The 26518-nt window shown below is 68.3% G+C and carries 23 protein-coding genes and 1 pseudogene; 13 read left to right on the top strand and 11 right to left on the bottom strand.

Annotation, left to right across the window (positions count from 1 at the left end; genetic code table 11):
* Window positions 1–248: 248 nt before the first annotated feature.
* The 7 genes from K206_RS0126800 to K206_RS0126830 are packed head-to-tail and all read right to left on the bottom strand — an operon-like array spanning window position 249 to window position 8547.
* Window positions 249–1418, bottom strand: coding sequence for an ABC transporter substrate-binding protein (locus tag K206_RS0126800; RefSeq protein WP_020205455.1), 1170 nt, complete (start codon window positions 1416–1418; stop codon window positions 249–251).
* Between the two features lie 55 nt (window positions 1419–1473).
* Window positions 1474–3018: a 3-hydroxyacyl-CoA dehydrogenase gene (locus K206_RS39390; protein WP_052166002.1), complete on the bottom strand. Its 1545-nt coding sequence runs from the start codon at window positions 3016–3018 to the stop codon at window positions 1474–1476.
* Window positions 3019–3051: 33 nt separating this feature from the next.
* Entirely contained in the window at window positions 3052–4905 is a 1854-nt protein-coding gene (locus tag K206_RS0126810; protein WP_020205456.1) for a long-chain fatty acid--CoA ligase, read from the bottom strand.
* Between the two features lie 49 nt (window positions 4906–4954).
* The gene (locus K206_RS0126815) at window positions 4955–5773 is read right to left on the bottom strand and encodes an ABC transporter ATP-binding protein (RefSeq protein ID WP_020205457.1); all 819 of its coding nucleotides are present in this window, start codon (window positions 5771–5773) and stop codon (window positions 4955–4957) included.
* The gene (locus K206_RS0126820) at window positions 5770–6579 is read right to left on the bottom strand and encodes an ABC transporter ATP-binding protein (protein WP_020205458.1); all 810 of its coding nucleotides are present in this window, start codon (window positions 6577–6579) and stop codon (window positions 5770–5772) included. The genes K206_RS0126815 and K206_RS0126820 overlap by 4 nt, the downstream gene beginning before the upstream one ends.
* Before the next feature lie 11 nt (window positions 6580–6590).
* The gene (locus K206_RS0126825) at window positions 6591–7667 is read right to left on the bottom strand and encodes a branched-chain amino acid ABC transporter permease (RefSeq protein ID WP_020205459.1); all 1077 of its coding nucleotides are present in this window, start codon (window positions 7665–7667) and stop codon (window positions 6591–6593) included.
* 7 nt (window positions 7668–7674) lie between these two features.
* Entirely contained in the window at window positions 7675–8547 is an 873-nt protein-coding gene (locus K206_RS0126830) for a branched-chain amino acid ABC transporter permease (RefSeq protein ID WP_020205460.1), read from the bottom strand.
* A 332-nt stretch (window positions 8548–8879) separates the two neighbouring features.
* On the opposite strand from K206_RS0126830, the gene K206_RS0126835 reads away from it, so the two are divergent.
* Together K206_RS0126835 and K206_RS0126840 are read left to right on the top strand one after the other, a co-directional pair.
* A complete protein-coding gene (locus tag K206_RS0126835) occupies window positions 8880–9926 on the top strand; it encodes a sensor domain-containing diguanylate cyclase (protein WP_020205461.1) in 1047 nt (348 codons plus the stop codon).
* Between the two features lie 112 nt (window positions 9927–10038).
* Complete coding sequence (locus K206_RS0126840) at window positions 10039–10449, top strand: TM2 domain-containing protein (RefSeq protein ID WP_020205462.1); 411 nt, start codon at window positions 10039–10041, stop codon at window positions 10447–10449.
* 41 nt (window positions 10450–10490) lie between these two features.
* Here the strand turns inward: K206_RS0126840 and gcvA are convergent, their stop codons facing one another.
* Entirely contained in the window at window positions 10491–11426 is a 936-nt protein-coding gene (gene gcvA, locus K206_RS0126845; protein ID WP_052166003.1) for a transcriptional regulator GcvA, read from the bottom strand.
* 273 nt (window positions 11427–11699) lie between these two features.
* Here gcvA and K206_RS0126850 point away from each other — a divergent pair, with 273 nt between their 5' ends.
* The 3 genes from K206_RS0126850 (at window position 11700) to K206_RS0126860 (ending at window position 14092) form a co-directional block, all read left to right on the top strand.
* The gene (locus K206_RS0126850; protein ID WP_020205464.1) at window positions 11700–12593 is read left to right on the top strand and encodes an alpha/beta fold hydrolase; all 894 of its coding nucleotides are present in this window, start codon (window positions 11700–11702) and stop codon (window positions 12591–12593) included.
* A gap of 163 nt (window positions 12594–12756) precedes the next feature.
* Entirely contained in the window at window positions 12757–13530 is a 774-nt protein-coding gene (locus K206_RS0126855; RefSeq protein WP_043367129.1) for a glucose 1-dehydrogenase, read from the top strand.
* An 82-nt stretch (window positions 13531–13612) separates the two neighbouring features.
* Entirely contained in the window at window positions 13613–14092 is a 480-nt protein-coding gene (locus tag K206_RS0126860; protein WP_020205466.1) for a VOC family protein, read from the top strand.
* Window positions 14093–14156: 64 nt separating this feature from the next.
* On the opposite strand, the gene K206_RS0126865 is transcribed toward K206_RS0126860, so the two are convergent.
* Complete coding sequence (locus K206_RS0126865) at window positions 14157–15218, bottom strand: VWA domain-containing protein (RefSeq protein WP_020205467.1); 1062 nt, start codon at window positions 15216–15218, stop codon at window positions 14157–14159.
* 69 nt (window positions 15219–15287) lie between these two features.
* On the opposite strand from K206_RS0126865, the gene K206_RS0126870 reads away from it, so the two are divergent.
* Genes K206_RS0126870 through K206_RS0126885 form a run of 4 tightly spaced genes read left to right on the top strand, consistent with a single transcriptional unit; the run spans window position 15288 to window position 19395 of the window.
* Entirely contained in the window at window positions 15288–16265 is a 978-nt protein-coding gene (locus K206_RS0126870; RefSeq protein WP_029044137.1) for a S1C family serine protease, read from the top strand.
* A 16-nt stretch (window positions 16266–16281) separates the two neighbouring features.
* The gene (locus tag K206_RS0126875) at window positions 16282–17295 is read left to right on the top strand and encodes a MoxR family ATPase (protein ID WP_020205469.1); all 1014 of its coding nucleotides are present in this window, start codon (window positions 16282–16284) and stop codon (window positions 17293–17295) included.
* The gene (locus K206_RS0126880) at window positions 17273–18301 is read left to right on the top strand and encodes a DUF58 domain-containing protein (protein WP_020205470.1); all 1029 of its coding nucleotides are present in this window, start codon (window positions 17273–17275) and stop codon (window positions 18299–18301) included. Before K206_RS0126875 ends, K206_RS0126880 begins: the two co-directional genes overlap by 23 nt.
* Window positions 18298–19395, top strand: a complete 1098-nt coding sequence (locus K206_RS0126885) for a VWA domain-containing protein (protein WP_020205471.1) — start codon at window positions 18298–18300, stop codon at window positions 19393–19395. The genes K206_RS0126880 and K206_RS0126885 overlap by 4 nt, the downstream gene beginning before the upstream one ends.
* A 13-nt stretch (window positions 19396–19408) precedes the next feature.
* Here K206_RS0126885 and K206_RS0126890 read toward each other — a convergent pair whose 3' ends face one another.
* A complete protein-coding gene (locus K206_RS0126890; RefSeq protein WP_020205472.1) occupies window positions 19409–20317 on the bottom strand; it encodes a LysR substrate-binding domain-containing protein in 909 nt (302 codons plus the stop codon).
* Window positions 20318–20684: 367 nt separating this feature from the next.
* On the opposite strand from K206_RS0126890, the gene K206_RS0126895 reads away from it, so the two are divergent.
* From K206_RS0126895 to K206_RS0126905, 4 genes and pseudogenes are all read left to right on the top strand, one after another.
* On the top strand, window positions 20685–22055 hold the full coding sequence (locus tag K206_RS0126895) for an MmgE/PrpD family protein (RefSeq protein WP_029044138.1): 1371 nt from the start codon (window positions 20685–20687) through the stop codon (window positions 22053–22055).
* A gap of 485 nt (window positions 22056–22540) precedes the next feature.
* Window positions 22541–22705 (top strand): annotated as a pseudogene (locus K206_RS44765) (SDR family oxidoreductase); the annotation flags it as partial.
* Between the two features lie 69 nt (window positions 22706–22774).
* On the top strand, window positions 22775–23788 hold the full coding sequence (locus K206_RS39395; RefSeq protein ID WP_020205474.1) for a tripartite tricarboxylate transporter substrate binding protein: 1014 nt from the start codon (window positions 22775–22777) through the stop codon (window positions 23786–23788).
* 98 nt (window positions 23789–23886) lie between these two features.
* Complete coding sequence (locus tag K206_RS0126905) at window positions 23887–24951, top strand: carbon-nitrogen hydrolase family protein (RefSeq protein ID WP_020205475.1); 1065 nt, start codon at window positions 23887–23889, stop codon at window positions 24949–24951.
* A 327-nt stretch (window positions 24952–25278) separates the two neighbouring features.
* Here K206_RS0126905 and K206_RS0126910 read toward each other — a convergent pair whose 3' ends face one another.
* On the bottom strand, window positions 25279–26400 hold the full coding sequence (locus tag K206_RS0126910) for a mechanosensitive ion channel family protein (protein WP_020205476.1): 1122 nt from the start codon (window positions 26398–26400) through the stop codon (window positions 25279–25281).
* Between the last annotated feature and the right edge of the window lie 118 nt (window positions 26401–26518).

Below are 26518 nucleotides of genomic sequence, written 5' to 3' on the forward strand. Positions count from 1 at the left end.
CGTGGGTGCGTCGCCGGGCCGGCTTGTGTGTGGTGGCGGCGCCGCACGGAGCGGCGCGCCAGGGGCAGCATAGCCGGCAGGGCCGCCCGCGTCTTGCGTCAGGTGGCTACCTGACCGCTACCTGACCGCTATCGGATAGCGATCGGGTAGCCGTGCCAGCCGCCTCATCGTAGTGCCCCCGGCGGCGCTGGCGCAACCCGAATTTCCCGATCCCGCGGTCGTTTACGTTCGGAGGCCGGCATCCCGGGCTACAGCTTCGGCGGCGGCAGCAGGTCGCTGGCGGGAATCCACTTGTCGCCGGCCACCTGCATGATGCGGATGCGGTCGTTGCTCAGCCGGTTGGCGGCCGAGACGTTGAAGCCCGGGTTGCCGAGCGCGTCCTGCGGCAGCTTGGTGGCTTCCATCGCCGCGTTGAAGGTCTCCGGCGTCAGGTTGCGCCCCGCCTTGTCGGCGACGATGGCGAAAGTGGTGTAGGCGTAGTAGCTGAACATCGCGTACACGTCCGGCTCTTCGCTGAAGCGCTTCTTGTACGCCGCCGCCCATTGCCGCACCGCCGGGTTTGCGTCATCCGCGTAGGGCAGCATGATGAAGGCCGCCGCGTGCAGCCCCTGCGCCGCCTGGCCGCCCAGCTGCGGCACCTGGCGCGAGTAGTTGGCCGTGGTGCCGGCGAAGACCGGGGCGAAGCCGATCTTGCGCGCCTCCTGCGCCGAGGCCACGTACTCGCGCATGGTGGAGGCGTTGAACACGAGGTCGCAGTTGGCCGCCTTGAGCCGCGCCATCTGCGAGGAGAAATCCGTCGCCCCGCGCTTGTACGAGACCTTTTCCACCAGCGTCATGCCGCGGGACTTGAGGTAGGCCACCACGCCCTCCACGGATTCGCGCCCGTAGTCGTCGTCCTGGTACAGCGCGCCCACGCGCTGGTAGGGCTTCTGCTTCATGAAGTAGTCCATGATGGTCGTCGACATCAGGTAGTTCGACGGCCCCAGCGCGATCTTGTACGGGCTGGCCGGCTCGTACATGTCGCGCGCCGCGCTCTGCGGCATGAAATTGAAGACCTTGCTCTGCAGCAGGAACGGCAGCGTGGCCATGTTGGGCGCGGTGCCCAGGTGGCCCACGATGGCGAACACGCCGTCCTGCGTGACCAGCTTCTGCGCGGCCAGCACGGCGCGCCTGGGCTCGTAGCCGTTGTCTTCCACCACCACGCGGATCTTGCGGCCCTGCACGCCGCCGCGCGCGTTGATTTCCTCCACGGCCAGCGTCATGCCGTTGCGCGACTCCTTGCCGTAGTTGACGATCGGCCCCGACATGTCGGTGATCAGGCCGAGCACGATTTCCTTGTCGGTGACGCCGCGCGTGTCGGCGTGCGCGCCGGCGCCGAGCGCCAGCGCCACGGCGGCGAGGATGGTTTTCCGGATCATGGTTGTCTCCTTGTATCGTTGTTCGTCGTCGTTCGTCGTTGTTGGCCGTGCTGCTTCAATGCACGCTCTGCGGCGGCTCGAGTCCCGAATGGATCGCGGCCGGCGCGGGCTGGTCGGGTGTATCTGGCGCATGCGGCATATCGCGCGGACGGGGCCGCGGCGACCACGCCGACAGCCGCTGCCCGCCGCGCGCCAGCGCCGCCAGCAGCGGCGACACGTCCCAGTAGTCATAGGGATTGCCGCGCTGCCGGGCATAGCGCTCCAGCCCCGCCACCACGCGCGCCAGCCCGATGCTGTCGGCCAGCCACACCGGCCCGCCGAGGTAGTCCGGGAAGCCGTAGCCCGCCGTCCACACCAGGTCGATGTCGCCGGGCCGGCAGGCCACGCCCTCCTCCAGCAGCTTGGCCGCCTCGTTGATGAGCGGGTAGAGCAGCCGCTCGGCGATTTCCTCGTCGCCGACGTCGCCGCGCCGCGCCATGCCGTGCGCGCGGCCCAGCGCGCCGCACAGGCGCGCCACTTCCGGGTCCGCCACCGGCGCGCCGGCGGGATAGCGGTAGAAGCCCGCGCCGCTCTTGCAGCCGAGCCGGCCCAGCATGAACAAGGTGCGCACCACCGCGCGGTAGGCCGGGTCGGGCGGCAGGCCGCCCGCCTTGCCGTACTCCAGCACGATGCGCGCGGCCACGTCGATGCCGGCCAGGTCCAGCATCCGGCACGGCCCCATCGCCATGCCATAGGCTTCCATCACGGCGTCGAGCCGGGCCGGGCTCACGCCTTCCATCATCAGGAACTCGCTCTCGCGCAGATAGGCCTCGGCCATGCGGTTGCCGATGAAGCCGAAGCACACGCCGGACACCACCGCCGCCTTGCCCAGCCGCCGCGCCAGTTGCATGGCGGTGGCCAGCACGTCGGGCGCGGTGGCGCCGGCGCGCACCACCTCGATCAGCCGCCCGCCGTTGGACGGGTTGCGGAAATGCAGCCCCACGAAATCCGCGGCCCGCCCGCTGGCCTCGGCCAGCACTTCCACGTCCAGCGTGGAGGTATTGGTGGCGAGGATGGCGCCCGGCCGGCAGATGCGGCCCAGCCGGGCATGAACCTGCTGCTTGAGCGCCATGTCCTCCACCACCGCCTCGATCACCAGCCCGCAGCCGGCCAGCGCGCCGTGGTCCGGCGTGCCGGCGATCAGGCCCAGGCGCCGCGCCACCTGCGCCGGGCGCAGCCGGCCGGCGCGGAGGTCCGCGTCATACTGCGCGCGCACCGAGGCCAGCCCGCGCGCCAGCGCGGCCTCGCCGGTGGCCACCAGCGTCACCGGCAGGCCCGCGCCGGCCAGGCTCATGGCAATGCGGCTGCCCATCGTGCCGGCGCCGACCACGCCCACCGCGTGCAGCGCGCGCGGCGCCGTGCCCGGCGGCAGGCCCGGCACGCGCGCGGCCTGCCGCCCGGCCAGGAACAGGTGGCGCAGCGCCCGCGAGACCGGCGACACCGCGCTGTCCTTGCCGCGCGCGCCGCCGGCGCCGGTGATGCCACCCACGCCGCCCACGCCGCCGGCATTGCCGGTATGGCTGGCGGGGCCGCTGCCGCCCGTCTTGCCGGAATGGCCCATCGCGCCTCCTGTGCAGGCCGCCGCCGGCGGGCGTCAGGCCACCTTGGCCGGATACATCGACTCGATCAGCGCGCTGTACTTGTCGTTGACCAGCTTGCGCTTGAGCTTCATGGTCGGCGTCAGTTCCTCGTCCTCGGCGCCCAGGCGCGTCTCCAGCAGGCGGAACGCCTTGATCTGCTCCACGCGCGCGAACTGCTTGTTGACGCGGTCGATCTCCTGCCCGATCAGCGCCACCACCTCCTTGCTGCGGCACAGCGAGCCGTAGTCGGAGAAATGCACGTCGTGCTCCTGCGCCCACCGCTCCACGTTGTCCTGGTCGATCATCACCAGGCAGCTCAGGAACGGCCGGCGGTCGCCGATCACCACCGCGTCGGTCACGTAGGGGCTGAACTTGAGCTGGTTCTCCCATTCGGACGGCGTGACGTTCTTGCCGCCGGCCGTGATGATCAGGTCCTTCATGCGGTCGGTGATGTAGAAATAGCCGTCCTCGTCCACGCGGCCGATGTCGCCGGTGCGCAGCCAGCCGTCGGTCATGGTCTCGGCCGTCCTGGCCGGCTGGTTCAGGTAGCCCATGAAGACCTGCGGCCCGCGCACCAGCAATTCGCCCTCGTGGGAAATCCTCACCTCGGTATGCGGCAGCGCCACGCCGATGCTGCCCGGGCGCGTGCGGCCCGGCGGGTTGCAGGTGGCCGCGCCGGTGATCTCGGTCATGCCCCACAGCTCGTGCAGCTCGATGCCCAGCGCCATGTACCAGCGGATCAGGTCCGGCGAGATCGGCGCCGCGCCCGTCACCGCCAGCTGCACGCGGTTCAGGCCCATCATGCGGCGCACGTTGCCCAGCACCAGCGCATCGGCCAGCCACAGCCTGATCCGCGCGCCAGGCGACAGCCGCCGCGCCTGCCCGGGCTCCGGCACGCGCGCCTGCCCGGCGCGCAGCGCCCAGGCGTAGGCCCGGCGCTGCAGCGGCGTGGCCTCGCGCACGGCGATGGTGATGCTGGAATACAGCTTTTCCCACACGCGCGGCACCGCCAGGAAGGCATCGGGCTGGATCTCGCGGATATTGTCGAAAATGGTGTCGGGGTTCTCCACGAAGTTGGCCACCGCGCCGCACAGGATCGCGTAATACTCCCCGAAGAGGCGCTCGGACACATGGCACAGCGGCAGGAAGGCCATGCGCTCGCCGATGGTGGTGGCCGGCAGGAATTCGCGCTGCGTCAGGCAACTGCGCAGCACGTTGCGGTGCGACAGCATCGCGCCCTTGGGCCGCCCCGTGGTGCCGGACGTGTAGACCAGCACCGCCAGCGCGTCGGCGCTGCCCTCGGCGCGCATGGCCGGCAGCCAGCCCGGCTGCCGCGCGCGCGCCTGCCGGCCCAGCGCCAGCAGCGCGTCGAAGCTCATCACCGCGGCATCGTCGAAGCCCGACAGCCCTTCCATGTCGAACACCACCACGCGGCGCAGGTCCGGTACGCGCTCGCGCACTTCCAGGTATTTGTCGAGTTGCTCCTCGTTTTCCACGAACAGCACCACGGTGCCCGAGTCCTGGCACAGGTATTCCACCTGCGACGGCGAATCGGTCGGGTAGATGCCGCTGACCACCGCGCCCGCCGTGAGCGCGCCCAGGTCGGCCCACACCCATTCGCGGTTGGTGTTGGACAGCACGGAGACCACCTCGCCCGGCCGCAATCCGAGCTCGGCCAGCCCCACCGCCACGTCGGCCACGATCTCGCCCACTTCGCGCCAGGTATAGCTGCGCCAGATGCCGAGGTCCTTCTGCCGCATCATCACGGCGTCGCCGCGCACGTCCACGGCGTGCCAGAACATCTGCGGCACGGTCTGGAACGCGGCTTCGGACAAGGGCTGCATGGCGTGCGCGGCGGGTCTGGCCATTGGCGGGTCTCCGGGCTGAATCTGGTGGTCGGGTGGTCGGGGCGGGCGGCTAGCGCCAGGTCTTGCGCTTCTTCCAGCGCCGCTCGCCGCGCACGCCGCTGTCCTTCATGCCGAGGTAGAACTCCTTGATGTCGTCCTTCTCGCGCAGCGCCGCGCAGGTGTCCTCGGCCACGATGCGGCCGTTCTCCAGCACGTAGCCGTAGTCCGCCGCGTTGAGCGCCATGTTGGCGTTCTGCTCCACCAGCAGGATGGTGGTGCCGCGCTCGCGGTTGATGCGCACCACGATCTCGAAGATGTCCTTGGTCAGCTTGGGCGACAACCCCAGGCTCGGCTCGTCGAGCAAGATCAGCTCGGGCGCGGCCATCAGCGCGCGCGAGATCGCCAGCATCTGCTGCTGCCCGCCGGAGAGCAGGCCGGCGTCCTGCGCCGCGCGCTCGCGCAGCACCGGGAAATAGCCGAACACCGCCTCCATGTCGCGCGCCACGCCATCGCGGTCGCGCCGGGTGTACGCGCCCATCATCAGGTTGTCGCGCACGGACAGCAGCGGGAACACCTCGCGCCCCTCGGGCACGTGGCTCAGCCCGCGCCGCACGATCCGCGCCGGGTCCAGCCCGGTGATCGGCTCGCCCTGGAAGGCGATGCTGCCGCGCGTGGGATCCAGCACGCCGGAGATGGTCTTCAGGATGGTGGTCTTGCCCGCGCCGTTGGCGCCCAGCACGGTGGCGATGCTGCCCGGCGCCACCGCCAGGCTCACGCCGCGGATCGCCTTGACCGGCCCGTAGGCGCTCTCCACGTTGGCCAGCGCCAGCACGGGCGCCGGTGCCATGCCGCGCTGCGCGGCGGCGGCGTCGATGGCGGCCGGGTTCATGCCGCCCTCCGCAGCGAGGCCACGTCGTCCACCGTGCCCAGGTAGGCCTCGATCACGCCCGGGTGCGCCTGCACCTCGGCCGGCGTGCCCTGCGCCAGCACCTGGCCCTGGTTCATCGCCAGCACCCGGTCGGACACGCGCGAGACCAGGCTCATGTCGTGCTCCACCATCAGCACGGTGATGCCCAGCTCGCTGCGGATGTCGCGGATCCACCATGCCATGTCCTCGGTCTCCTCCACGTTCAGCCCGGACGACGGCTCGTCCAGCAACAGCAGGCGCGGCCCGCTGCACAGCGCGCGCGCCAGTTCCACCACCTTGCGCACGCCGTAGGGCAGCCCGGCCACCAGCGCGTCGCGGTGCGCCTGCAGGTCCAGCAGCTCGATCATTTCCTCCGCCTTGCGCCGCGCGGCCAGCGCCGAGCGGCGCGCGGCCGGCGTGAACAGCAGGTCCGCCCAGAAGCCGGCGGCGCGGTGCGTGTGGTGGCCGATCAGCAGGTTCTGCAGCACCGTGGCCTGCTCGAACAGCTCGATGTTCTGGAACGTGCGCGCAATGCCCTGCGCGGCGATCGCGTGCGGCGGCATGCGCGTGAGCGGCTCGCCCAGCCACAGGATCTCGCCGCCGGTGGGCGGGTAGATGCGGCTGATGAGGTTGAAGACCGTGGTCTTGCCGGCCCCGTTGGGGCCGATCAGCGTGAAGACCTCGCCGCGGCGCACGTCGAAGCTCACGCCGTCGAGCGCCAGCACGCCGCCGAAGCGCACGGTCAGCTCGCGCACACTCAGCAAGGTATCGGATTGGCTGTGGGACATCGCGCCCTCCCCTATTTCAGGCGCTCGGAGCGCTGGAACGCCTTCTGGCGCCGGAACATGCCCTGCCGGTAGAACGGAAACAGCTCCAGGTAGGTGCGCACCTTGCACCAGCGCCCGTACAGGCCCATCGGCTCGAACAGCACGAACGCCATCAGCACCAGCCCGTAGACCAGCGCCTGCAAACCACTGGCCTGCGCCACCGCCGGCGGCAGCCAGTCCTTGGCCAGCACGATCAGCTGCGGCATCACGATCAGGAAGGCCGCGCCCAGGAACGCGCCGTGCACCGAGCCCAGCCCGCCCACCACCACCAGCAGCAACAGGTCCACCGACTGCCCGATGCCGAACTGCTCCGGCGAGATGTAGCGCAGCTTGTGCGCGTACAGCGCCCCGGCCAGCCCCACCAGCGCGGCGGACAGCGCGAACGACAGCGTCTTGTAGCGCGCGAGGTGGATGCCCATGCTCTGCGCCGAGATCTCCGAATCCCGGATCGCGATGAAGGCCCGCCCGGTGGCGCCGCGCAGCAGGTTCAGCACCCCCAGCGTGGCCAGCACGCACACCGCCAGCGCCAGGTAATAGAACGCTGCCGGGCTGTCCAGCGTGTAGCCCGCCACCTGCGGCGCGCCCACCGCCAGCCCGGCGTTGCCGCCGGTCACGCTCTCCCAGCGCGCCAGCACCTCCTCCACGATGAAGCCGAAGGCCAGCGTGGCGATCGCCAGGTAGATGCCCTTGACCCGCAGCGCCGGCAGCCCGACCACCACCCCGGCCAGCGCCGACAACGCCGCCGACAGCAGCAGCGCCGGCACGAACGGCACGCCGCGGCTGGTCAGCCACGCCTGCGCATACGCCCCCACGCCGAGGAATGCCGCATGCCCGATCGACAGCAGCCCGGTGTAGCCGGACAACACCATCAGCCCCAGCCCCGCGATGGCGTACACCAGCACGAAGCCGAGCTGCGCGATCCAGTAGCCGCCGGCCCAGCCCGGCGCCACCAGCAGGCAGGCCAGCAACAGCGCGTACCACAGCCGCTGGCCGGGCTGGCGGGCCAGGCGCAGGTCCTGGCGGTAATCGGTCTTGAAGAGGAATCGCATCGCGCCGCTACACCTTTTTCCGCAGGTTCTCGCCAAACAGGCCGTTGGGCCTGACCGCCAGCATCGCCAGCACCACCACGTAGGCCGCCACGTCCTTGAAGCCCTCGGGCAGGTAGAAGCCCGCCAGCGACTCCACCACCCCGATCACCAGCCCGCCCACGATGGCGCCGGGCAGGCTGCCGAAGCCGCCCACCACCGCCGCCGGAAACGCCTTCAGCCCCAGCAGGCCCATGCTCGCGTGCACGAACGTGATCGGCGCCAGCAGCAGCCCGGCCAGCGCCGCCACCGCCGCCGACAGGCCCCACACCAGCCCGTTCAGGCGCCGCACCGGAATGCCCATGTAACAGGCCGCAAGCTGGTTCTGCGAGCTCGCCTGCATCGCCACCCCGATCCGGCTGTAGCGGAACACCCCGTACAACAGCACGCACAGCCCCGCCGTGGCCACGATCACCGTCACCTGCTCCACGCTCAGCACCAGCCCGCCCGCGCGCCACACCATGCCCTGGTACGGCACCGGCAGCGTATGCGTGCCCGCGCCGATGCCCGGCACCATCGTGATCGCCCCGCGCATCACGTAGCCCATGCCGATGGTCAGCATCACCACCGTGAACTGCGGCTGCCCGAGGATCGGCCGGATCGCCAGCCGCTCCACCAGCATGCCGAACCCCGCCATGCCCGCCACCGTCAGCGGCACCGCCAGCCACAGCGGCAGCCCCATCAGGGTCAGCACCACCCCGGCGAACGCGCCCAGCATCATGAACTCGCCCTGGGCGAAGTTCACCGTCTCGGTGGCCTTGTAGATCAGCACGAAACCCAGCGCGATCAGCGCATAGATGCAGCCCAGCGCGATGCCCGAGATGGTGAGTTGCAGGATCTCCAAGCTTGTCTCCTGTGCTGGTGCCGCGGGTGGGATTGGCGACGCGCGATGCGATGTGCCCGGCCGGCGCCGGCCCGTTCGCCAGTCGTGCCACCGTAGCAAAACTATCGGGGTGGCTCTTGTGCGGACTGGCTACGGAGGGGTTGGGGATTACCCACGGGCGGGCGCGGCGCGAGGCCGGCGCGGGTGGCGCGGGTTGAGCGTTCTCCGGCGTGGATGGCGCCGGAGAACGCTCCTCCCGGCGGATGGCCGGACAAGGACGGCCGCCCCGCAGGCGTCCGGCAACCCGCCGTTGATACAATGAGTGCCCCTTCAGCCCCGACCTCACGGCCAGCATGCCCAGCCCCGACCAGCCCGACAGCCCGCTGCAAGCCGCCTTCCTGCCGCACCAGGAAACCCTCGCCCCGCCCGGCCGCGTGTTCGGCGACGACGACAGCGCCGTGTACCGGACGCTGCTGGAGTCCACCAAGGCAATTCCGTGGAAGATCGACTGGGCGAGCATGGCGTTCACCTACATCGGCCCGCAGATCGAGGCGCTGCTGGGCTGGGCGCCGTCGAGCTGGAAGACCGTCAACGACTGGGCCGAGCGCATGCACCCGGACGACCGTGCCGCGGTGCTGGAATTCTGCGTCGCGCAGTCGAAGGCCGGCACCGACCACGAGGCCGACTACCGCGCGCTCACGCGCGACGGCGGCTACGTCTGGCTGCGCGACGTGGTGCACGTGGTGCGCAACGCGCAGGGCGAGGTCGATTCGCTGGTCGGCTTCATGTTCGACATCAGCGAGCGCAAGCGCACCGAGGAAAAGCTCGCGCGATTGCAGAAGGAGCTCGAGCACCTGTCGTTCCGCGACGGCCTGACCGGCGCCGGCAACCGCCGCATGTTCGACGACGTGATGGCGCGCGAATGGACGGCGGCGAAGGCAACCGGCAAGCCGCTGTCGCTGCTCATGATCGACATCGATTTCTTCAAGTCGTACAACGACTACTACGGCCACCTGCAGGGCGACGCCTGCCTGAAGCGGGTCGCCGCCATCCTGAACCGGGTGGCCGGCGCGGACAACTTCCTCTGCCGCTTCGGCGGCGAGGAGTTCATGCTGGTGCTGGCCGACACCGACGCGGAAGCCGCCATGAAGACCGCCGAGCGCTGCCGCGCGCTGATCGCCGAGGAAGCCATCGCGCACGTGCGCTCGCCGTACAACCAGTGCGTGACGGCGAGCTTTGGCGTGGGCACCATCGTGCCGACCGAGCGGATGGACCAGACCGCGTTCATCAACCTGATCGACGCGCAGCTCTATCACGCCAAGGACAACGGCCGCAACCGCATCGCCGCGGTCGACCGCGCCGGCATGCAGGGCGAATCGTTCAAGCTGCAATCGCGCTGAACGGGCGGACGCCGCGTGGCCGCGGATGTGACCACGGACGCGGCGCCCGCCGGGTAGCTTCGGCGCCACAAGCTATGGCATCATCGCGCCAAACCACCGCGCGAGGCCAACGATGTATCCACCGAGCAATCCCCAGGGAGACACGCACAGCAAGGTCATCGGCTACCTGCTGTGGATCTTCGGCTTTACCGGTTCCCACCGCTTCTACTACGGCAAGCCGATCACCGGCACGATCTGGTTCTTCACGCTGGGCCTGCTCGGCATCGGCTGGCTGATCGACGTGTTCCTGATCCCCGGCATGGACCGCCGGGCGGACTACCGGTTCACGGCCGGCCGCACCGACTACAACGTGGCGTGGCTGCTGCTGACCTTCCTCGGCGTCTTCGGCGTGCACCGCATGTATATCGGCAAATGGATCACCGGCCTGATCTACCTGCTGACCGGCGGGCTGTTCCTGGTCGGCGTGCTGTATGACTTCTGGACGCTGAACGAGCAGGTGTCGGAGCGGAACCGGATGCCGTGAAGGGCGCGGCGGCGGCATGACAAACGCCGTTCAGACGGCGTTCAGACGGCATTCAGCGAGCCCGCGTCGCGCGGGCCCGGTCCGTCTTGCGGACGCATCCCTTCGTGCTCGAGCCACGCGCGGAACAGCACGACGAGCGCATCCCCGGACTTCCCGTCCGGGACGTAGGTGCAATAGCTGCGCGACGGCAGGCGCGGCCCGGTGAACGGCATCACGAGCCGGCCGGCGGCCAGATCGTCCGCCACCAGCGCGGTCGGCCCCATCGCGATGCCGATGCCGTCGATGGCGGCCTGCAGCGTCAGATAGAAGTGGTCGAACGTCAGCGCCGCGGCGGGCCGGAGCGCGGCAAGTCCCGCCTGCGCCAGCCAGTCCGGCCAGAGCCGCGGCAGGCTCGACGTGTGCAGCAGCGTGTGCTGCCGCATGTCCTCCGGCTTGCGCAGCGGCACGCGCCGCAACAGCGCGGGACTGCAGACCGGCACTCTCTCCTCGCACAGGAATGGCCGCATCGCGTAGCCATAGAAGGTATCCGGGCCGCCCCGGATGATGAGGTCATGGCTGTCCGTCAGGCTCTCCACCGGCTCGTTCGACGTCTCCACCCTGACGTCCACGTCGGCATGCCCGGCGCGGAATTTCGCCAGCCTCGGCACCAGCCAGCGCAAGGTGAACGTCGCCGGCGCATTGACGGACAGCGTCCGCGAGGCCGCCTCGGGCAGGCCATAACCGGCGGTGGCCTGCGCGATCTGCTCGAACAGCGGACCGATTCGTGCCAGATAGGCCCGCGCCGCCGGCGTCAGCGCCACGCGCCGGTTGTGGCGCGCGAACAATGCGGCGCCCAGCCATTCCTCCAGCAAGCGCACCTGCTGGCTCACCGCGCCGTGGGTCACATGCAGCTCGGCGGCGGCTTCCTTGAAGCTGCCGAGCCGGCCAGCGGCCTCGAAGGCGCGCAAGGCATTGAGCGGCGGCAATATCCGTTTCATTCACAAGAGTTTATCTAACGCGAATCCCCAATTTATCTGGTTTGCCGGGCAGCCACAAGATAGATATTCTTCCCGCTGCACGGCTGGTCCTGCTTTCGGCGGTCGCAGGCCGGCCGCGCGCGCTCCATGCCGAAATCGACGGCATCGGCGTGCGCTTGGCCCGCGGACAGGCGATCATCCATACCGCGTAGTGGAAACGCTGGCTGGCGTGCGCGGCCGTCGCGGGTGAGGCGGTCTGCCTGGGGCCTTGGCATTGCCTGAAAGGATGGATTCATGCTCAAGAGAATTGCGACCGACCTGCTTGATATTGTCTATGACGAACAGGGCGATGCCGACGGCTGGCCGGTCGTCCTGCTGCACGGCTTCCCCTACGACATCCATGCGTACGAAGACATCGCGCCACGCCTGGCATCCCGGGGAGCTCGCGTCATCACGCCTTTCCTCCGGGGATACGGGCCGACGCGCTTCCTGTCAGCGGCAACACCGCGCTCGGGCCAGCAGGCGGCGCTGGCGGCAGACCTGCTGGCGCTGCTCGATGCGCTTCGGATCGAGCGGGCCGTGCTGGGCGGCTATGACTGGGGCGGCCGGGCCGCATGCATCGTGGCCGCGCTGTACCCGTCGCGGGCGCGTGGACTGGTTTCGGTCAACGGCTACAACATCCAGGACATCGCCACCGCCATGCGGCCGGCCAGCCCCGAAAAAGAACATCGCATGTGGTACCAGTATTATCTTCACGGCGAACGCGGCCGGGCCGGACTGACGGAAAACCGGCGCGCGTTCTGCCGGCTCCTGTGGTCACTGTGGTCGCCGAGTTGGCGCTTCGGCGACGACACCTACGCGCGCTCGGCAGCCGCGTTCGACAATCCGGATTTCGTCGACGTCGTGGTTCATTCGTATCGGCACCGTTTCGGGCTGGTCGATGGCGATCCCCGCTTCGACGACATGGAACGCCGCCTGTCCGCCATGCCGCCGATCACCGTGCCCGCGATCACCCTCGAAGGAGACGCGGACGGCGTCACGCCGCCGGGCGGAAGACAAGCGGACCGGAAGCATTTCACCGGACGCCATGAAAACCGCCTGGTGCCCAATGCCGGCCACAATCTTCCGCAGGAGGCGCCGGAAGCGTTCGCCGCCGCGGTTCTGGATATCGACGCCTGGGCCGATTGATGCGCCTTGGCCCAAGGCCGGCCCCGGCCGCTGCGCGCGGCGAAAACACTGCCCCTCGACGCACGAAACATCCCCTTCCTGAAGGCACGCCCTGGCCGCGAGCAGTCCGTGAGCCCGCGAGTGCCTTCTTCGTCCGTTCTGAATCTCCGTGAGGAATACCGACATGCCAAAGACTCCCAACCACGCCCCGCAGGCGCCACTGATGCTGATAACGGGCGGCAGCCGCGGCGTAGGCGCGGCGACTGCGCGGCTTGCCGCCGAACAAGGCTACGACGTGGCGATCAGCTTCGTCTCCAACGAATCCGCCGCCCTTGCGGTGGCGGCCGACGTGGAAGCTGCCGGGCGCCGGGCCCTGCCCGTGCGCGCGGACAGCGCGGACCCGGAGCAGGTCGCCCGGCTGTTCGCCGCGATCGACCGGGAGTTCGGCCGCATCGACGTGCTGGTGAACAACGCCGCGATCATCGCGCGGCAGTCCCGGCTCGAGGAGCTCGAATTCGAGCGCATGCAGCGCGTCTTCGCGGTCAACGCGATCGGCCCCATCCTCTGCGCGCAGCAGGCGGTGAGGCGGATGTCCCATCGCTACAACGGGCGCGGCGGCGTCGTGATCAACATCTCGTCGGCCGCGGCCCGGCTCGGCAGTCCGAACGAATATGTCGACTACGCCGCGTCGAAAGGCGCCGTCGAGACCTTCACCACCGGCTTCGCCAAGGAAGTCGCGCGCGACGGGATTCGCGTCAACTGCATTCGCCCCGGGCACATCTACACTGAGATGCATGCCAGCGGCGGAGAACCGGGACGGGTCGATCGCGTCAAGGACTCGATCCCGATGGGACGCGGCGGCCAGCCTGAAGAAGTGGCGCGGGCGATCCTGTGGCTGGCCAGCGCCGAGGCTTCCTTCATCACCGGCACGTTCCTCGACGTCACCGGCGGCAAGTGAGCAAGCGGGCGCGGCATGGGCCGCGTCGTCTCCGCCAGGCCGCAGAACCTGTGCCGGTGCCCGATTTCCCAGGAGACACGACATGACCAGCAAGAACACGATCTGCCTGTGGTACGACGGCGGCGCCCTCGACGCCGCGAACTTCTATGCCGAAACCTTCCCCGACAGCGCCGTCACGGCCGTGCATCGCGCACCGGGCGACTATCCCGACGGCAAGCAGGGCGACATCCTGACGGTCGAATTCACCGTCGCCGGCATTCCCTGCCTCGGGCTGAACGGCGGCCCGCATTTCAGGCACAGCGAGGCGTTCTCGTTCCAGATCGCCACGGACGACCAGGCCGAGACCGACCGCCTGTGGAGCGCCATCGTCGGCAACGGCGGCCAGGAAAGCGCATGCGGCTGGTGCAAGGACCGCTGGGGATTGTCATGGCAGATCACCCCGCGCGCGCTCACCGCGGCGGTGTGCGACCCCGACCGCGCGGCGGCCAAGCGCGCTTTCGAGGCCATGATGACCATGAAAAAGATCGACATCGCCGCGATAGAGGCGGCACGGCGCGGCTAGCGCCCGCGTGATGCCGGCGAGACTCCCGGCACCGCCATCACCGCTGTCACCGCTGTCACCGCTGTCAGCGCCGGAACCACAGCATCGACAGCACGCAAGCCGCCACCAGCAGCAGCACGGAGATGCCCGCCAGCAGCGCGCCCACTTCGGTTTCCTTGCGCTCCAGCGCGAAGCGCGCGCTCAGCTGGCGATACACCCGGCTCAGGTCGGCGGCGGAGCCGGCCTGGAAATACTCGCCGCCGGTCAGCGCCGCCACCGCGCGCAGCGCGGTTTCGTCGAGCTGCATGTAGAAGGACAGGTTCGATTCGTCCGCCCCGCCCTGCGGCGAGCCAAAACCCACGGTATAGACGCGCACGCCGCGCTGGGCGGCCATGCGCGCGGCGTCCGCGGGGTCCGGGCCGGTGGTGCGGCGGCCGTCGCTGAGCAGGATCACCGCGCCGTGCTGGTACGAGCCGGGCTGCGCCGCCGGCCGCTCCTGCGCGCGCTTGCGCGCGGCCTCGGCCGCCGCGGCTTCGTCCAGCGACGGCGCCTGGCGCTCGGCGCGGCCGGACGCGCCGTTGAACAGGATCGCCTCCAGGTCGATGCCGTCGTCGGGAAACAGCACCGCCAGCGCCTGGTACAGGCCGCTGCCGGTCGCCGTGCCGCGCTGGAGCTGGAAGCGGTCGAGCGCCTCCAGCATGTCATGGCGGTTGTCGGTCGGCGGCAGCACCACGGTGGCGGTGGAAGCGAAGGACACGATGCCCAGCCGCACGTTGGCCGGCAGCCCGACGATGAGATCGCGCGCGGCCTGCTGCGCGGCGCTGATGCGCGTGGGCGCGACGTCGGTCGCTTCCATGCTGCGCGAAGTGTCCATCGCCAAAACCAGCGTGACGGCGTCGGACGGCAGCGTGACGGTGGCGCTGGGGCGCGCGCACGCCAGCAGCGCCGCGGTCAGCGCGAGCAGGAACAGCAAGGGGGGAATGTGACGCCGCAGCCGTTGGCCGGGCCCCAGCGCGGCGCGCGGCAATGCCAGGCTGGCATAAAGCAGGGCGGCTTTCTTGCGCCGCGAGATCAAATATAGATAGGCGGCTGCCAGCAGTGGGACCGTCAGCAACAGCCAGAGCATCTGCGGCCAGAGAAACTGCATGCCCTGCTCCTTGGCGCGTGGGTAAGAGGATGGTACTGTATTTTGCAGTGCGGGACCTCGGGGGCTGCAATGAGACGGGTGTCGATCTACTGGTGGGTCTCGGCCGCGGCCGCGCTGGTCTTCGCCGCGGGCGTGGGCGCCGCCTGGCTCCTGCAGCCCAAGTGGCGCGCGCTCACCCAGGCGGACATCGACTCCGCCGTGCTGCATACGCTGCAGACCAAGAATTTGCCGTCGCGCCCGGCCCGCGCGGCCGAGGCGGTGCGCGAATCGGTGGTGGAAATCCGCGGCTTCGTGCCCCCGGAAAAAACCGCGGAAGCCGCGCCCCCTCGCCCGCCCAGGCGGGACCTGCCCGCCAAGCGCCCCAAGTCCGCTCCGCCCGCGCCCTCCGCACCGTCTTCCCCGGCTTCCCCGCGTGACGAGCTCGCCACGGGCGGACCGCCGCGCGGCAAGGACCCCGCCGCCGGCAAGAACCCGCCCGAAGCCAGGGCCACGCCCCCGGCCAGGCCCGAGGGCCGCCAGATCGGCTCGGGCGTGGTCGTGACCGAAAGCGGCATGATCCTCACCAACTACCACGTCATCGCCGGCGCCAGGCGGCTGGAAGTCACGTTCTTCGACGGTTCCACGTCCGAGGCCTCGGTGGTGCAGTCCATCCCCGAGAAAGACCTCGCCATCATCAAGGCCAAGACCATCCCCGACGACCTGCCGGCGGCCACGCTCGGCTCCAGCCGGGATCTCGCGCCCGGCAGCGAGGTGGTCGCGGTCGGCTTTCCGTTCGGCATCGGGCCCTCGGTGTCCGCCGGCGTGGTCTCCGGCCTCGACCGCGAATTCATCTCGCCGGACAACAAGCAGAACCTGGACAAGCTCATCCAGTTCGACGCCGCGGCCAACCCGGGCAACTCGGGCGGGCCGCTGGTGAACATGAACGGGGAGGTGGTGGGCATCGTCACCGCCATTTTCAGTCCCCACGAGAGCGGCACCTTCGTCGGCATCGGCTTTGCCATCACGATCGAAAGCGCCGGCAGTTCCATCGGATCTTCTCCTTTCTAGACAGACGCGGAGGCCTATGAACGACCAAGCCCGGGACGCTGTGGACAGCGCCAATCTGATGGAACGCCTGCTGTACGAGGTGAAGCGCGTGGTGGTGGGGCAGGACCACTTTCTCGAACGGGTGCTGGTGGCCATCCTCGCCGGCGGCCACCTGCTGGTGGAGGGCGTGCCGGGGCTGGCCAAGACGCTCACCGTCAACACGCTGGCCAAGACCATGAGCGGCTCCTTCAAGCGCATCCAGTTCACGCCCGACCTGCTGCCGGCCGACCTGGTCGGCACCCGCATGTACAACCAGGGCACCGGCGAGTTCTCCACCGTGCGCGGCCCGGTCTTCGCCAACCTGCTGCTGGCCGACGAAATCAACCGCGCGCCGGCCAAGGTGCAGAGCGCGCTGCTGGAAGTCATGCAGGAACGGCAAGTCACCATCGCCGGCGAAACCCATCGCGTGCCCACGCCCTTCCTCGTCATGGCCACGCAGAACCCGATCGAGACCGAAGGCACCTACCCGCTGCCCGAGGCGCAGGTCGACCGCTTCATGATGAAAGTGCTGGTGGGCTATCCCACCGAGGAAGAAGAAGTCGTCATCGTCAACCGCGTCACCGGCCCGCGCATCAGCGTCAGCCCCGTCGCCACGCCCGAGCACCTGACCGGCCTGCAGGAACAATGCCGCAAGGTCTACGTCGACCCCGGCCTGATCCAGTACGCGGTGCGCGTGGTGGCGGCCACCCGCAAGCCGGGCGGCTACGGCCTGGCCGAGCTGGACCGCTACGTCTCCTTCGGCGCCAGCCCGCGCGCCACCATCGGCCTGATCGAAGGCGCGCGCGCGCTGGCCTTCCTGCGCGGGCGCCACTACGCGCTGCCCGACGACGTGATCGACCTCGTGCCCGACGTGCTGCGCCACCGCGTGACGCTCTCCTACGAAGCCATGTCCGACGGCATGACGGCCGACCAGATCATCACGCGCATCCTGCAAGCGCTGCCCGTGCCCGAGCGGCCGCTGGAATCCCATGTTCGGGCGGCTGCGCGCTAGGCGCCGGGGCGGCCCGGACGCCGCGCCCGCAGAATCCCCCGCCGGCACCGCGCCTGTCGGCGGGCCGCCCGTCCGCGTCGGCGCCAGCCAGACCGAGGCCCTGCTGCGCCGCCTCGAATGGACCGTGGTGCGCCGCCTCGACGGCCTGCTGCAAGGCGACTACCGCACCCTGTTCCGCGGCTTCGGGCTCGACCTCGCCGACCTGCGCGAATACCACCCCGGCGACGACGTGCGGCACATCGACTGGAACGTCACCGCGCGCCTGCAAACGCCCCACGTGCGCGAATTCCAGGAAGACCGCGAGGTCTGCGCGTGGTTCCTGCTCGACCTGAGCGGCTCGATCGACTTCGGCTCCGGCGAGGTGCGCAAGCGCGACCTGCTCAGCGACTTCACCGCCGTCATGGCCAGCCTGCTCACGCGCTATGGCAACCGCGTCGGCGCCGTGCTCTACGGCGGGGCGGCGGACACCGCCGCCGCCGTGGTGCCCCCGCGCTCCGGGCGCCGCCACCTGCTGCATCTGCTCGACCGCATCCGCGCCACGCCCGCCGCCTCCCCCGGCGACACCCGCCTGCGCGACCTGCTCGAGCGCGCGCGCGCCGTCGCCAAGCGGCGCTCGGTGCTGTTCGTGGTCTCCGACTTCATCAGCGCCCCCGGCTGGCAAGCTTCGCTCAGCCTGCTGGCGCGGCGCCACGAAGTCATCGCCGTGCGGCTGGTCGATCCCCTGGAATTGGCCCTGCCCGACCTTGGCCTGGTCGTGCTGCAGGACGCCGAAACCGGAGAGCAGATGTTCGTCGACACCCACGACCCCGCCTTCCGCAAACGCTTCGCCGCCGCCGCCGAAGCGCGCGAGACCGAGCTGCGCCTCGGCTTCGAGCGCGCCGGCGTGGAATGCCTGACGCTGTCCACCTACGCGCGCCTCGACCTCGCCCTGCTCCACTTCGCCCGCCAGCGCCACCACCTGCAAAGTGCCCAAGGTGTCCAGAGCAACGCCAAGGGGGCCGCATGACCGACGCCCTGACCGGCCTGCCCGCCTTCAGCTTCCAGTGGCCCAGCATGCTGTGGCTGCTCGCGCTGGTTTTGCTGCTGACCGGCGCCTACGTCTGGCTCGATGCCCGCCGCCGCCGCGCATCGGTGCCCTACCCGACGCTCAAGACCGTCGGCCTCGCCATCCGTGGCGGCGCGCGCTGGCGCCGCCACGTGGCGCCCGCGCTCATGCTGCTGGCCCTGACCGCGCTCATCGTCGCCATCGCCCGGCCCCAGGCCGTGATGATGCTGCCCTCCCGCATCGAAACCGTGGTCCTGGTCATCGACCTGTCCGGCAGCATGCGCGCGCAGGACGTGCAGCCCAGCCGCATCCGCGCCGCCCAGCGCGCCGCCAAGACCCTGCTCGACGCCCAGCCCGCCGGCGTCAGCGTCGGCGTGGTCGCGATGGCCGGCACCGCCGCCCTGGCGCAAGCCCCCATCCGCCGCAAGGAAGACGTAGCCACGGTCATCGACAACCTGAAGCCCCAGGGCGGCACCGCCATCGGCAACGGCCTGCTCATCGCCCTCACCACGCTGCTGCCGCAACTGGGCAGCGACGCCGCGCAGTTGCTGGACGACGACGACTCGCCCGCCAAAGCCGCCGCATCGCGCAAGGCAGCCAAGGGGCAGCAAGCCTCGCCCGGCAGCACCGGCGGCGCCGACGCCGCCAAGCCCGGCTCCTACGCCGCCGGCGCGATCGTCCTGTTCTCCGACGGCGAAAGCAACGCCGGCCCCGCCGCCATGCAGGCCGCGCAACTCGCCGCCGCGAATGGCGTGCGCGTGTACACCGTGGGCGTGGGCACCACCGAGGGTGTGGTGCTCACGGTCGACGGCTGGTCCGCCCGCGTCAAGCTGGACGAGCAGGTGCTCAAGCAAGTCGCCGACGCGACCGGGGGCGAGTACTTCCGCCTGGAAGATGCCAACAGGCTCAAGCAGGTGTACCGCGCGCTCAATGCCCGGCTGGCCTTCGACAAGCGGGATCAGGTCGAGATCACTGCGTTCTTTGCCGCGCTGGGGGCGTTGCTGGCGGCTTGCGCGGGGATGCTGTCGTTGTGGTGGTTTGGGCGGGTGGTTTAGGCGGAGGTCGGAATCACGCGACCTCGTCGGTTCTGTCGGCCCTTGAGCAAAGCCATGCCAGCATTTGCTGTGCGGCAGGATCCTTGTGCATCGACGGATCATGGCAGACAGTGATCTCGAATTGGCTCGCATCCGCCGATAGTTGTGCGATGGCGAGGCCTTCGGGGCGATTCCGGGGAACGGCCACGTTGGGCACGACTGCGATGCCGGCCCCCTCCCTGACCGAGTGCCAGACGACCTCGAAGCTGCGGATGGTCAAGCCGACTTCCGGGTCGTCGTGGTTGAACCCGGCGGTCTTTCGTCCGCCTTGCGTCCCAAGGTCAACCGGCGGCTTCCACACCAGGGGATAGCCCTCGAGGTCAACGGGCGAAATGATCGCGCGCGCCGCCAACGGATGGTTGGCCGGCATGACGACAACGAGTTCGGTCTGCCGGTAAGGGCGGCATGCCAACCCCTTCACGAAATCGGTCCGCACGCAGACCCCGATGTCCACCTGATTCTTCTTGACGGCCTCCGCTGTCTCGGGACTGCTGCCCTCGGAAACCAGGACGCGGATGCCGGGGTGAGATTCGCGGAACTGCCTGATATCGTCCAGGAGCCCCAGCAAGATGGCGGCCACGTTGGACATGATTCGCACTTCGCCCGATTGCCTGGCCAGAAGGTCCGCAATCTCCTGGGTCATCTCCGCTACCCGGCCCATCAGATCGTCGGCACAGCGCGCAACGACCTCGCCGGCTGCGGTCAGTCGTACACCGGTTGCATGCCTGACCAGCAATGGCGTGCCGAAGCGGGCCTCCAGTTCCGCGACCCGCTTGCTGACGGCCGAGGTGGTCATGTTCAACTCCGCAGCCGAGCGCGTGAGGCTCTTCGTGGCGGCGACGGAAGCCAGTATCTGCATGCTGTGGAGGTTGATGCGAGACATTGCTGCGAAGTGGAGCCGGGAGCGGGTCGAAAGTGCTTGAGCATACGCCGCTCCACTATCGCCTACAAGCCGGGGAAAAGATGCACTAGATTGGGGAGCGGACCTTGCTGATCGGGAAACGCCCGCTTTCCAACTTCTCGCTTTCCAATCCACCTCGACCGCGCCAAATTCGAGGGTACCGCTGCCGGCGCGCATGGCGGGGCTCACCGCACGTTGTGCCGGCCCCGTGGTCTTCACGGCCTCATCATTGCTGGCAGCTTGATGGCACTTCGGCTCCCTCGATGAAGTAGCGTACGGCACGAGAGAAGACGAGGATGCGTTGGCAATCCGGTTGGCTCACGCCGACCTCACGAAACAGGACGAACAGATGGCCCGCAATACTCACATCGTCGCAGACCAGAATGCGCCGGCAGTCACCAGCATTCTTGGCCGCTATGTCGCGAACCACCCCTCGGCGGGATGGGATCGCTCGATTGAACACGAGGCGCATCGGACGTTCATGAACTGGCTGGGCTGCGCTGTCGGTGCCGCACGGCACGAGACAGCCGACGCCGCGCTGGCCGCCGTGGCAATGCTGGAACCTGCGGCCCAGGCGACGGTTCTTGGCCGCAGCGAGAAAGTCGACATGGCAAGCGCGGCATTGCTCAACGGCATTACCTCGCACACCTTCGACTTCGACGATACCCACCTGAAAACGATCATCCACCCGGCAGGTCCCGTTGCGTCGGCAGTGCTGGCGCTCGCGGAGTTCACTCGCGCCAGCGGCCGAAAAGTCATCGATGCCCTGGTTCTCGGCATCGACGTCTCCTGCCGCGTTGGCAATGCAATGTACCCGGACCACTATGACCGCGGATGGCACATCACCGGCTCGACCGGCACGCTGGGGGCGGCGGCAGCGTGCGCACGGCTTCTGGGCCTCGACGAATCCCGCACGATCATGGCGCTGGGTATTGCCGCGTCACAACCTGTGGGACTGCGCGAACAGTTCGGGACGATGACCAAGCCGTTCCATCCCGGCGGTGCCGCGCGGGCAGGCTTGATGTCGGCCCTGATGGCGAGCCACGGTTTCACGGCCAGTGCGCGGGCGCTAGAAGCGCCTCGCGGCTTCCTGCAGGTGATTTCCTCGAAGCAAGATTGGCGCGAAATCACCGACGATCTCGGCAGCCGTTTCGAGATTGGCTTCAACACCTACAAGCCGTTCGCGTGCGGCATCGTCATCCATCCGAGCATCGACGCGTGCGTCCAACTGCGCCAGCAGGGCATCCATTCCGGCGATATCGAGCGGATCGATCTCCATGTCCATCCGCTGGTGCTGGAACTCACCGGGAAAAAGGAACCCGCGGACGGTCTTCAGGCAAAGTTCAGCGTCTATCACGGCTGCGCCGCCGGCCTGATTTTCGGGCGCGCAGGGGAAGAAGAGTTCTCGGATGAAATCGTTCTGCGCGATGACGTGGTCGCGCTTCGCAGGAAGGTGGTTGCCCACGCCGATAGCGAAATCGACGAAGCGGCAGTCCGATTGAAGGTGGTTCTCAAGAACGGCAGCGAGACGACATTGTGTGTTGAACACGCGATCGGCTCACTGCAGCGCCCCATGACGGACGCCGACCTCGACCAGAAATTCCACAATCTGGCGGACCCCGTGTTGGGCGCTGCAAAGACGGGGGAACTCATCCAGGCATGTTGGGCCTTGGCTGAAACTGCCGACGTCTCCGCCATCACGGCCCTCGCTCGCCCTTGAGCCAGCAGTTCGAGCCGCCCGCACCGTGAGGTGCGCGTCATCAAGGTGCGTCGCCTCGGTCGAGGTGACGCACGCCATCAGCCATGATGCGATCAGGCTGTCCCCCTCCCACCCAATGCCGGCGACCGCATTGAGCACTTCGCTCAGGCGCGTCGACTTGCCCGTTCCATCGTGTCAGCGACAGTAGACAGCGTTGTCCATCCAGCGCGATACGTAAATCTGTCGCCCCATCTTCCCTCGCGCCACGTTCATCCTGGTGCAGGCGACCACCGTCCTGGTGCATCGAAAACGGCAGTCATGCATGTTGCCATCAGCGCCCCGGCGCGATGAATCGGCTTGCCCAAGCCAAGGGCATTTTTCACGTGAGTGGCGCATCGGGGCGCACTGCAAGCCGCGATTTGGTGCCTCTTGAACTGCGGGAAAGGATGGCTTTCCAAGTTCTCGCTACCGTCTTAACCTCATCCGCGCCAAATTAGCAGTACACGCTGGCGCGGGGCCGTAGCCGGTCTGACGATGCCGACGCATGGCCCGGCCCTTCTGCTTCCCATCCATGCGGGCGCCCCGCGGCGCCGGATGAAATTGCCGACGCGGTCTTTTTTCTTTGTTCCTCGCGAGCGTCCCACATCAACGCAACGTGCCTGACCGTCGATGACGGCGCCACGGACGACGTTGTTCGACAAGGCTTTAGCCACACCACTACCTACGAACTGGAGAAGGGAATGAACCACAAGTCCTACTCGACCGGCAACAGCCGGCGCAGTGCACTAGCAGCGCTGCTGGTGATCGGCGCCTGTTGCGCCGTCGCGCCTGTCCGGGCCGCGCCTTACCCGACCAAGCCGATTACCCTGGTGGTCCCCTTTGCGGCAGGAGGCCCCGTCGACATCGTTGCGCGGGCGATTGCCCAACCGCTGGGCGTGCAACTTGGCAAGCCCGTCGTTGTGGAGAACGTCGGGGGCGCTTCCGGGATGATAGGCGCGGCGAAGGTCGCACGCTCACAGCCTGATGGCTACACGCTGCTTCTCGGCACCGCGGGGACGCAGGCGTTGAATCCCAATGTCTATGCGAAGGTGCCATATCGCTCACCGGAAGACTTCCAGCCAATTGCAGAGGTTGCGAGCATCCCGTCTGTCCTGTCGGTGCCCACCGGCTCTCCTCACAAGACGATCCAGCAGTTCGTGTCCTTCATCACGAAGAATCCCGGGTCCGTGACGATGGGCAATGCCGGCCCGGGTTCCGTCTCGAATCTCGCGGCGCTGACGTTCCTGGCTAGCGTCAAGGCGAAAATCACTCCGGTTTCATACAAGGGAACCGCCCCCGCCTTTGTCGACCTCATGGGAGGTCAGATCGACTCGCTGTTCGACACCACCGTGCAGGCCGTCCCGCAGATCAAGGGAGGGCGTGTCCGAGCGCTTGCCACAACGTCCCCTTCCCGTCTTCCGAGCCTGCCGGATGTTCCCACGCTCGCGGAAAGCGGCTACCCGAATACCGAGCTTCTCATCTGGTACGGACTGCTGGCGCCCGCAGGATTGCCGAGCGACGTCCTCAAGACGCTCAGCGACGCCGCGCGAAAGGCCCGCGCCGACGCCCAGTTCAACAAGGCCATGCGCGATGGCGACGCCCTCGTCCCGCCCGAAAACCAGGGAAGCGCGGAATTCGCGGAAAGGGTCCAGCGCGATGTCCGTCGATTCGGAGAACTGGTCAAGCAAGCAGGCATCACGAAGGGCAGCGAATAGCCCCGGGGCCAGGGCGTGGCCGACGCTCATGGCCTTCATAAGATCGCGGCGCGAAGGCGCCGCCTCATCCAGCAAGACTAACGAACAAGGATCTCAAAATGATTCAGTATCCGCGCTACAAAGCCGCAGCAGCGCACGTTTCCCCTGTCTATTTCGACATCGATCGCACGGTGGACAAGGCCTGCGATCTTATCGCCGAAGCGGCACGCAGCGATGTACGCCTGCTTGCGTTCCCGGAAAGCTTCATCCCCGGCTATCCGCACTGGGGACGCATTGTCGCCCCCATCGAGACCGACGAACTCTTCGCCGCAATGGCCGCGCGCGCCATTCGCATCGATGGCCCCGAGATCGCCCGGCTGCGCGCTGCCGCAGCCCGGCACGAGATGGTCGTGTCGATCGGATTCAACGAAGGCACCAATGCCAGCGTAGGTTGCCTCTGGAACTCCAATGTGCTGATCGGCAGCGATGGCACGATTCTGAATCACCATCGGAAGCTCGTTCCGACCTACGTGGAGAAGCTGATCTGGGCCAACGGCGATGGCTCCGGCCTGCGCGTGTCGGAGACCGACATCGGCCGGATCGGCATGCTCATCTGCGGAGAGAACGCCAATCCCCTGGCCCGGTACACGCTGATGGCGCAAGGCGAGCAAGTGCACATATCGAGCTACCCGTCCGTGGCCCCGGCACGCAAGCCGGATGGCAGCGGTGGCTATGACATCCAGGACGGCATTCGCATCCGGGCCGCCAGCCACTCGTTCGAAGCGAAGGTATTCAACATCGTGGCGTCCACGCCATTCGACGAAACCGCCAGGCGCTTCCTGGAGCCGCTGGGCAAGGACGTGCTCGCCTTGCTCGAGAACGGCTCTCAGACTGTCTCGATGATTCTCGATCCGACCGGGAAGCCGGTCTCGGATGTCCTGTCGACGGACGAAGGTCTCTGCATCGCCGAGATTGACCTCAGCCGTGCGCTTCCCGTGAAGCGGATCCACGACGTGGTCGGCTATTACAACCGCTTCGACATCTTCGATCTCCAGGTCAACACGTCTCGCAATCTTCCGATCTCCTGGCGGAATGGCACCCAGCTTCGGGAACCGGGCGCCGGCACGCTTGCGGCCGCCGAGCCGGAACTGCCCATCCATCTGGTACCGACAGAGGCGCTGTAAGCCTTGAGAAACAGGGGGTTCGTGGCTGGAGCTGGTCCAAGGCGCGAACCCTCGCAAAGCCGGAATCGGGTTGAAGACGTTATCTCAGTCAAGCTTGTTATGAGTCCCGTAGGCGCGTTGCCAGGGGCGAAGGATGCGCGATGCGGGATGTGCTTGCTCCAAGCCCGACAATGAAGGGCGTAGCTTGACCAGAGGCATGCGGCCTGAGTATCACTTCGCGGCCAACCGCTTCGAGCAATATCTCTTGTGGGTGATGCAACCGTACCGCTGGCGACGCCCGCACGCTTGGTTGCGGGATTTTGTTCAGTCGAGTGGCGCGCTGGAAGGTCATTTGGCCGCACCTTCTTGAAGACGCCCTGGCTCTCCGATTGCGTGGCTTGACGCACTTTCAAACCGTTCGGGCCTGCGCTCCTCCCCCTCGACCCGCAGCCTCGGCAAAAACTGCGGATACTCCCGCTGCATGAAATCAATCAGCCCTTCCCGCACCACGCAGCGCAAATCCCACGCCAGCCCCGAAGAAGCCGCGGTGCACAGCACCCGCAGCTGCATCGTCCGCTCCGTGGCATCGGCCACCACGAGGTTGAAAAAGCGCTGGTCCCATTGCGGCGCGGCGCGCACGATGCGCTCCAGTTCCGTGCGCAGCGGCGCCAGCGGCATGCCGTAGTCGACGTAGAAGAACACGGACCCCATGATCTGGGCGTTGTTGCGGGTCCAGTTCTGGAACGGCTTTTCGATGAAGTACTGCAGCGGGATGATGAGGCGGCGCTCGTCCCAGATGCGCAGCACGACGTAAGTGCCAGTGATTTCTTCCACGCGGCCCCACTCGCCTTCGATGATGAGCACGTCGTCGAGCCGGATCGGCTGGGTCAGCGCGAGTTGCAGGCCGGCGATGAGGTTGCTGAACACGGGCTTGGCGGCGAAGCCAGCGATCAGGCCGAGCACGCCGGCGGAGGCCAGCAGGCTGGCGCCGACCTGGCGGGCGCCGGGGAAGGTCATGAGCAGCATGGCGGCGCCCATGACCACCACCAGCGTCATGGCGGTGCGCGCGAGCACGCGGGTCTGCGTGTGGATGCGGCGCGCGTTCATGTTGTCGGCCACGTCCACGGGGTGGCGGTCCATGATGCCTTGCGCGCAGCCGGCGATGATGCGCGCCACCAGCCAGGTGGTGGCGGCGATCATCAGCAGGCCGTTGAGATGGCGCACGCTGTCGATCCAGCGCAGTTCGTCCGGCGCGGCCTGCCAGACCGTTTGCAGCGCCAGCAGGGGCAGGACCACCGTCGACGGCGCGCGCGCTTTCCTGACGACGGCATGCAGCAGCGGCGCGTGGCGGGTGATGCGCAACAGCAGCAGGCCGCCGAGGCGGTGCGCCAGCAGCGCAATGGCCACGGCGACCACGGCCGCGGTCCATGTGCCGAACCAGGGATGGGCGAGGAGGATTGCCATGTTCATCGGTCGGTCGTCCTGTGTCGTCGCGACTGCGGCGATTATGCAGGGAAGGACACGAAGATGGCGCGGAAGTTTCGCCCGCCCCCTCGGGGCGGGCCGCCGCGGGCACGTGGGTCCGTGC

The organism is Cupriavidus sp. WS, from assembly GCF_000395345.1.
Lineage (GTDB): Bacteria > Pseudomonadota > Gammaproteobacteria > Burkholderiales > Burkholderiaceae > Cupriavidus > Cupriavidus basilensis_B.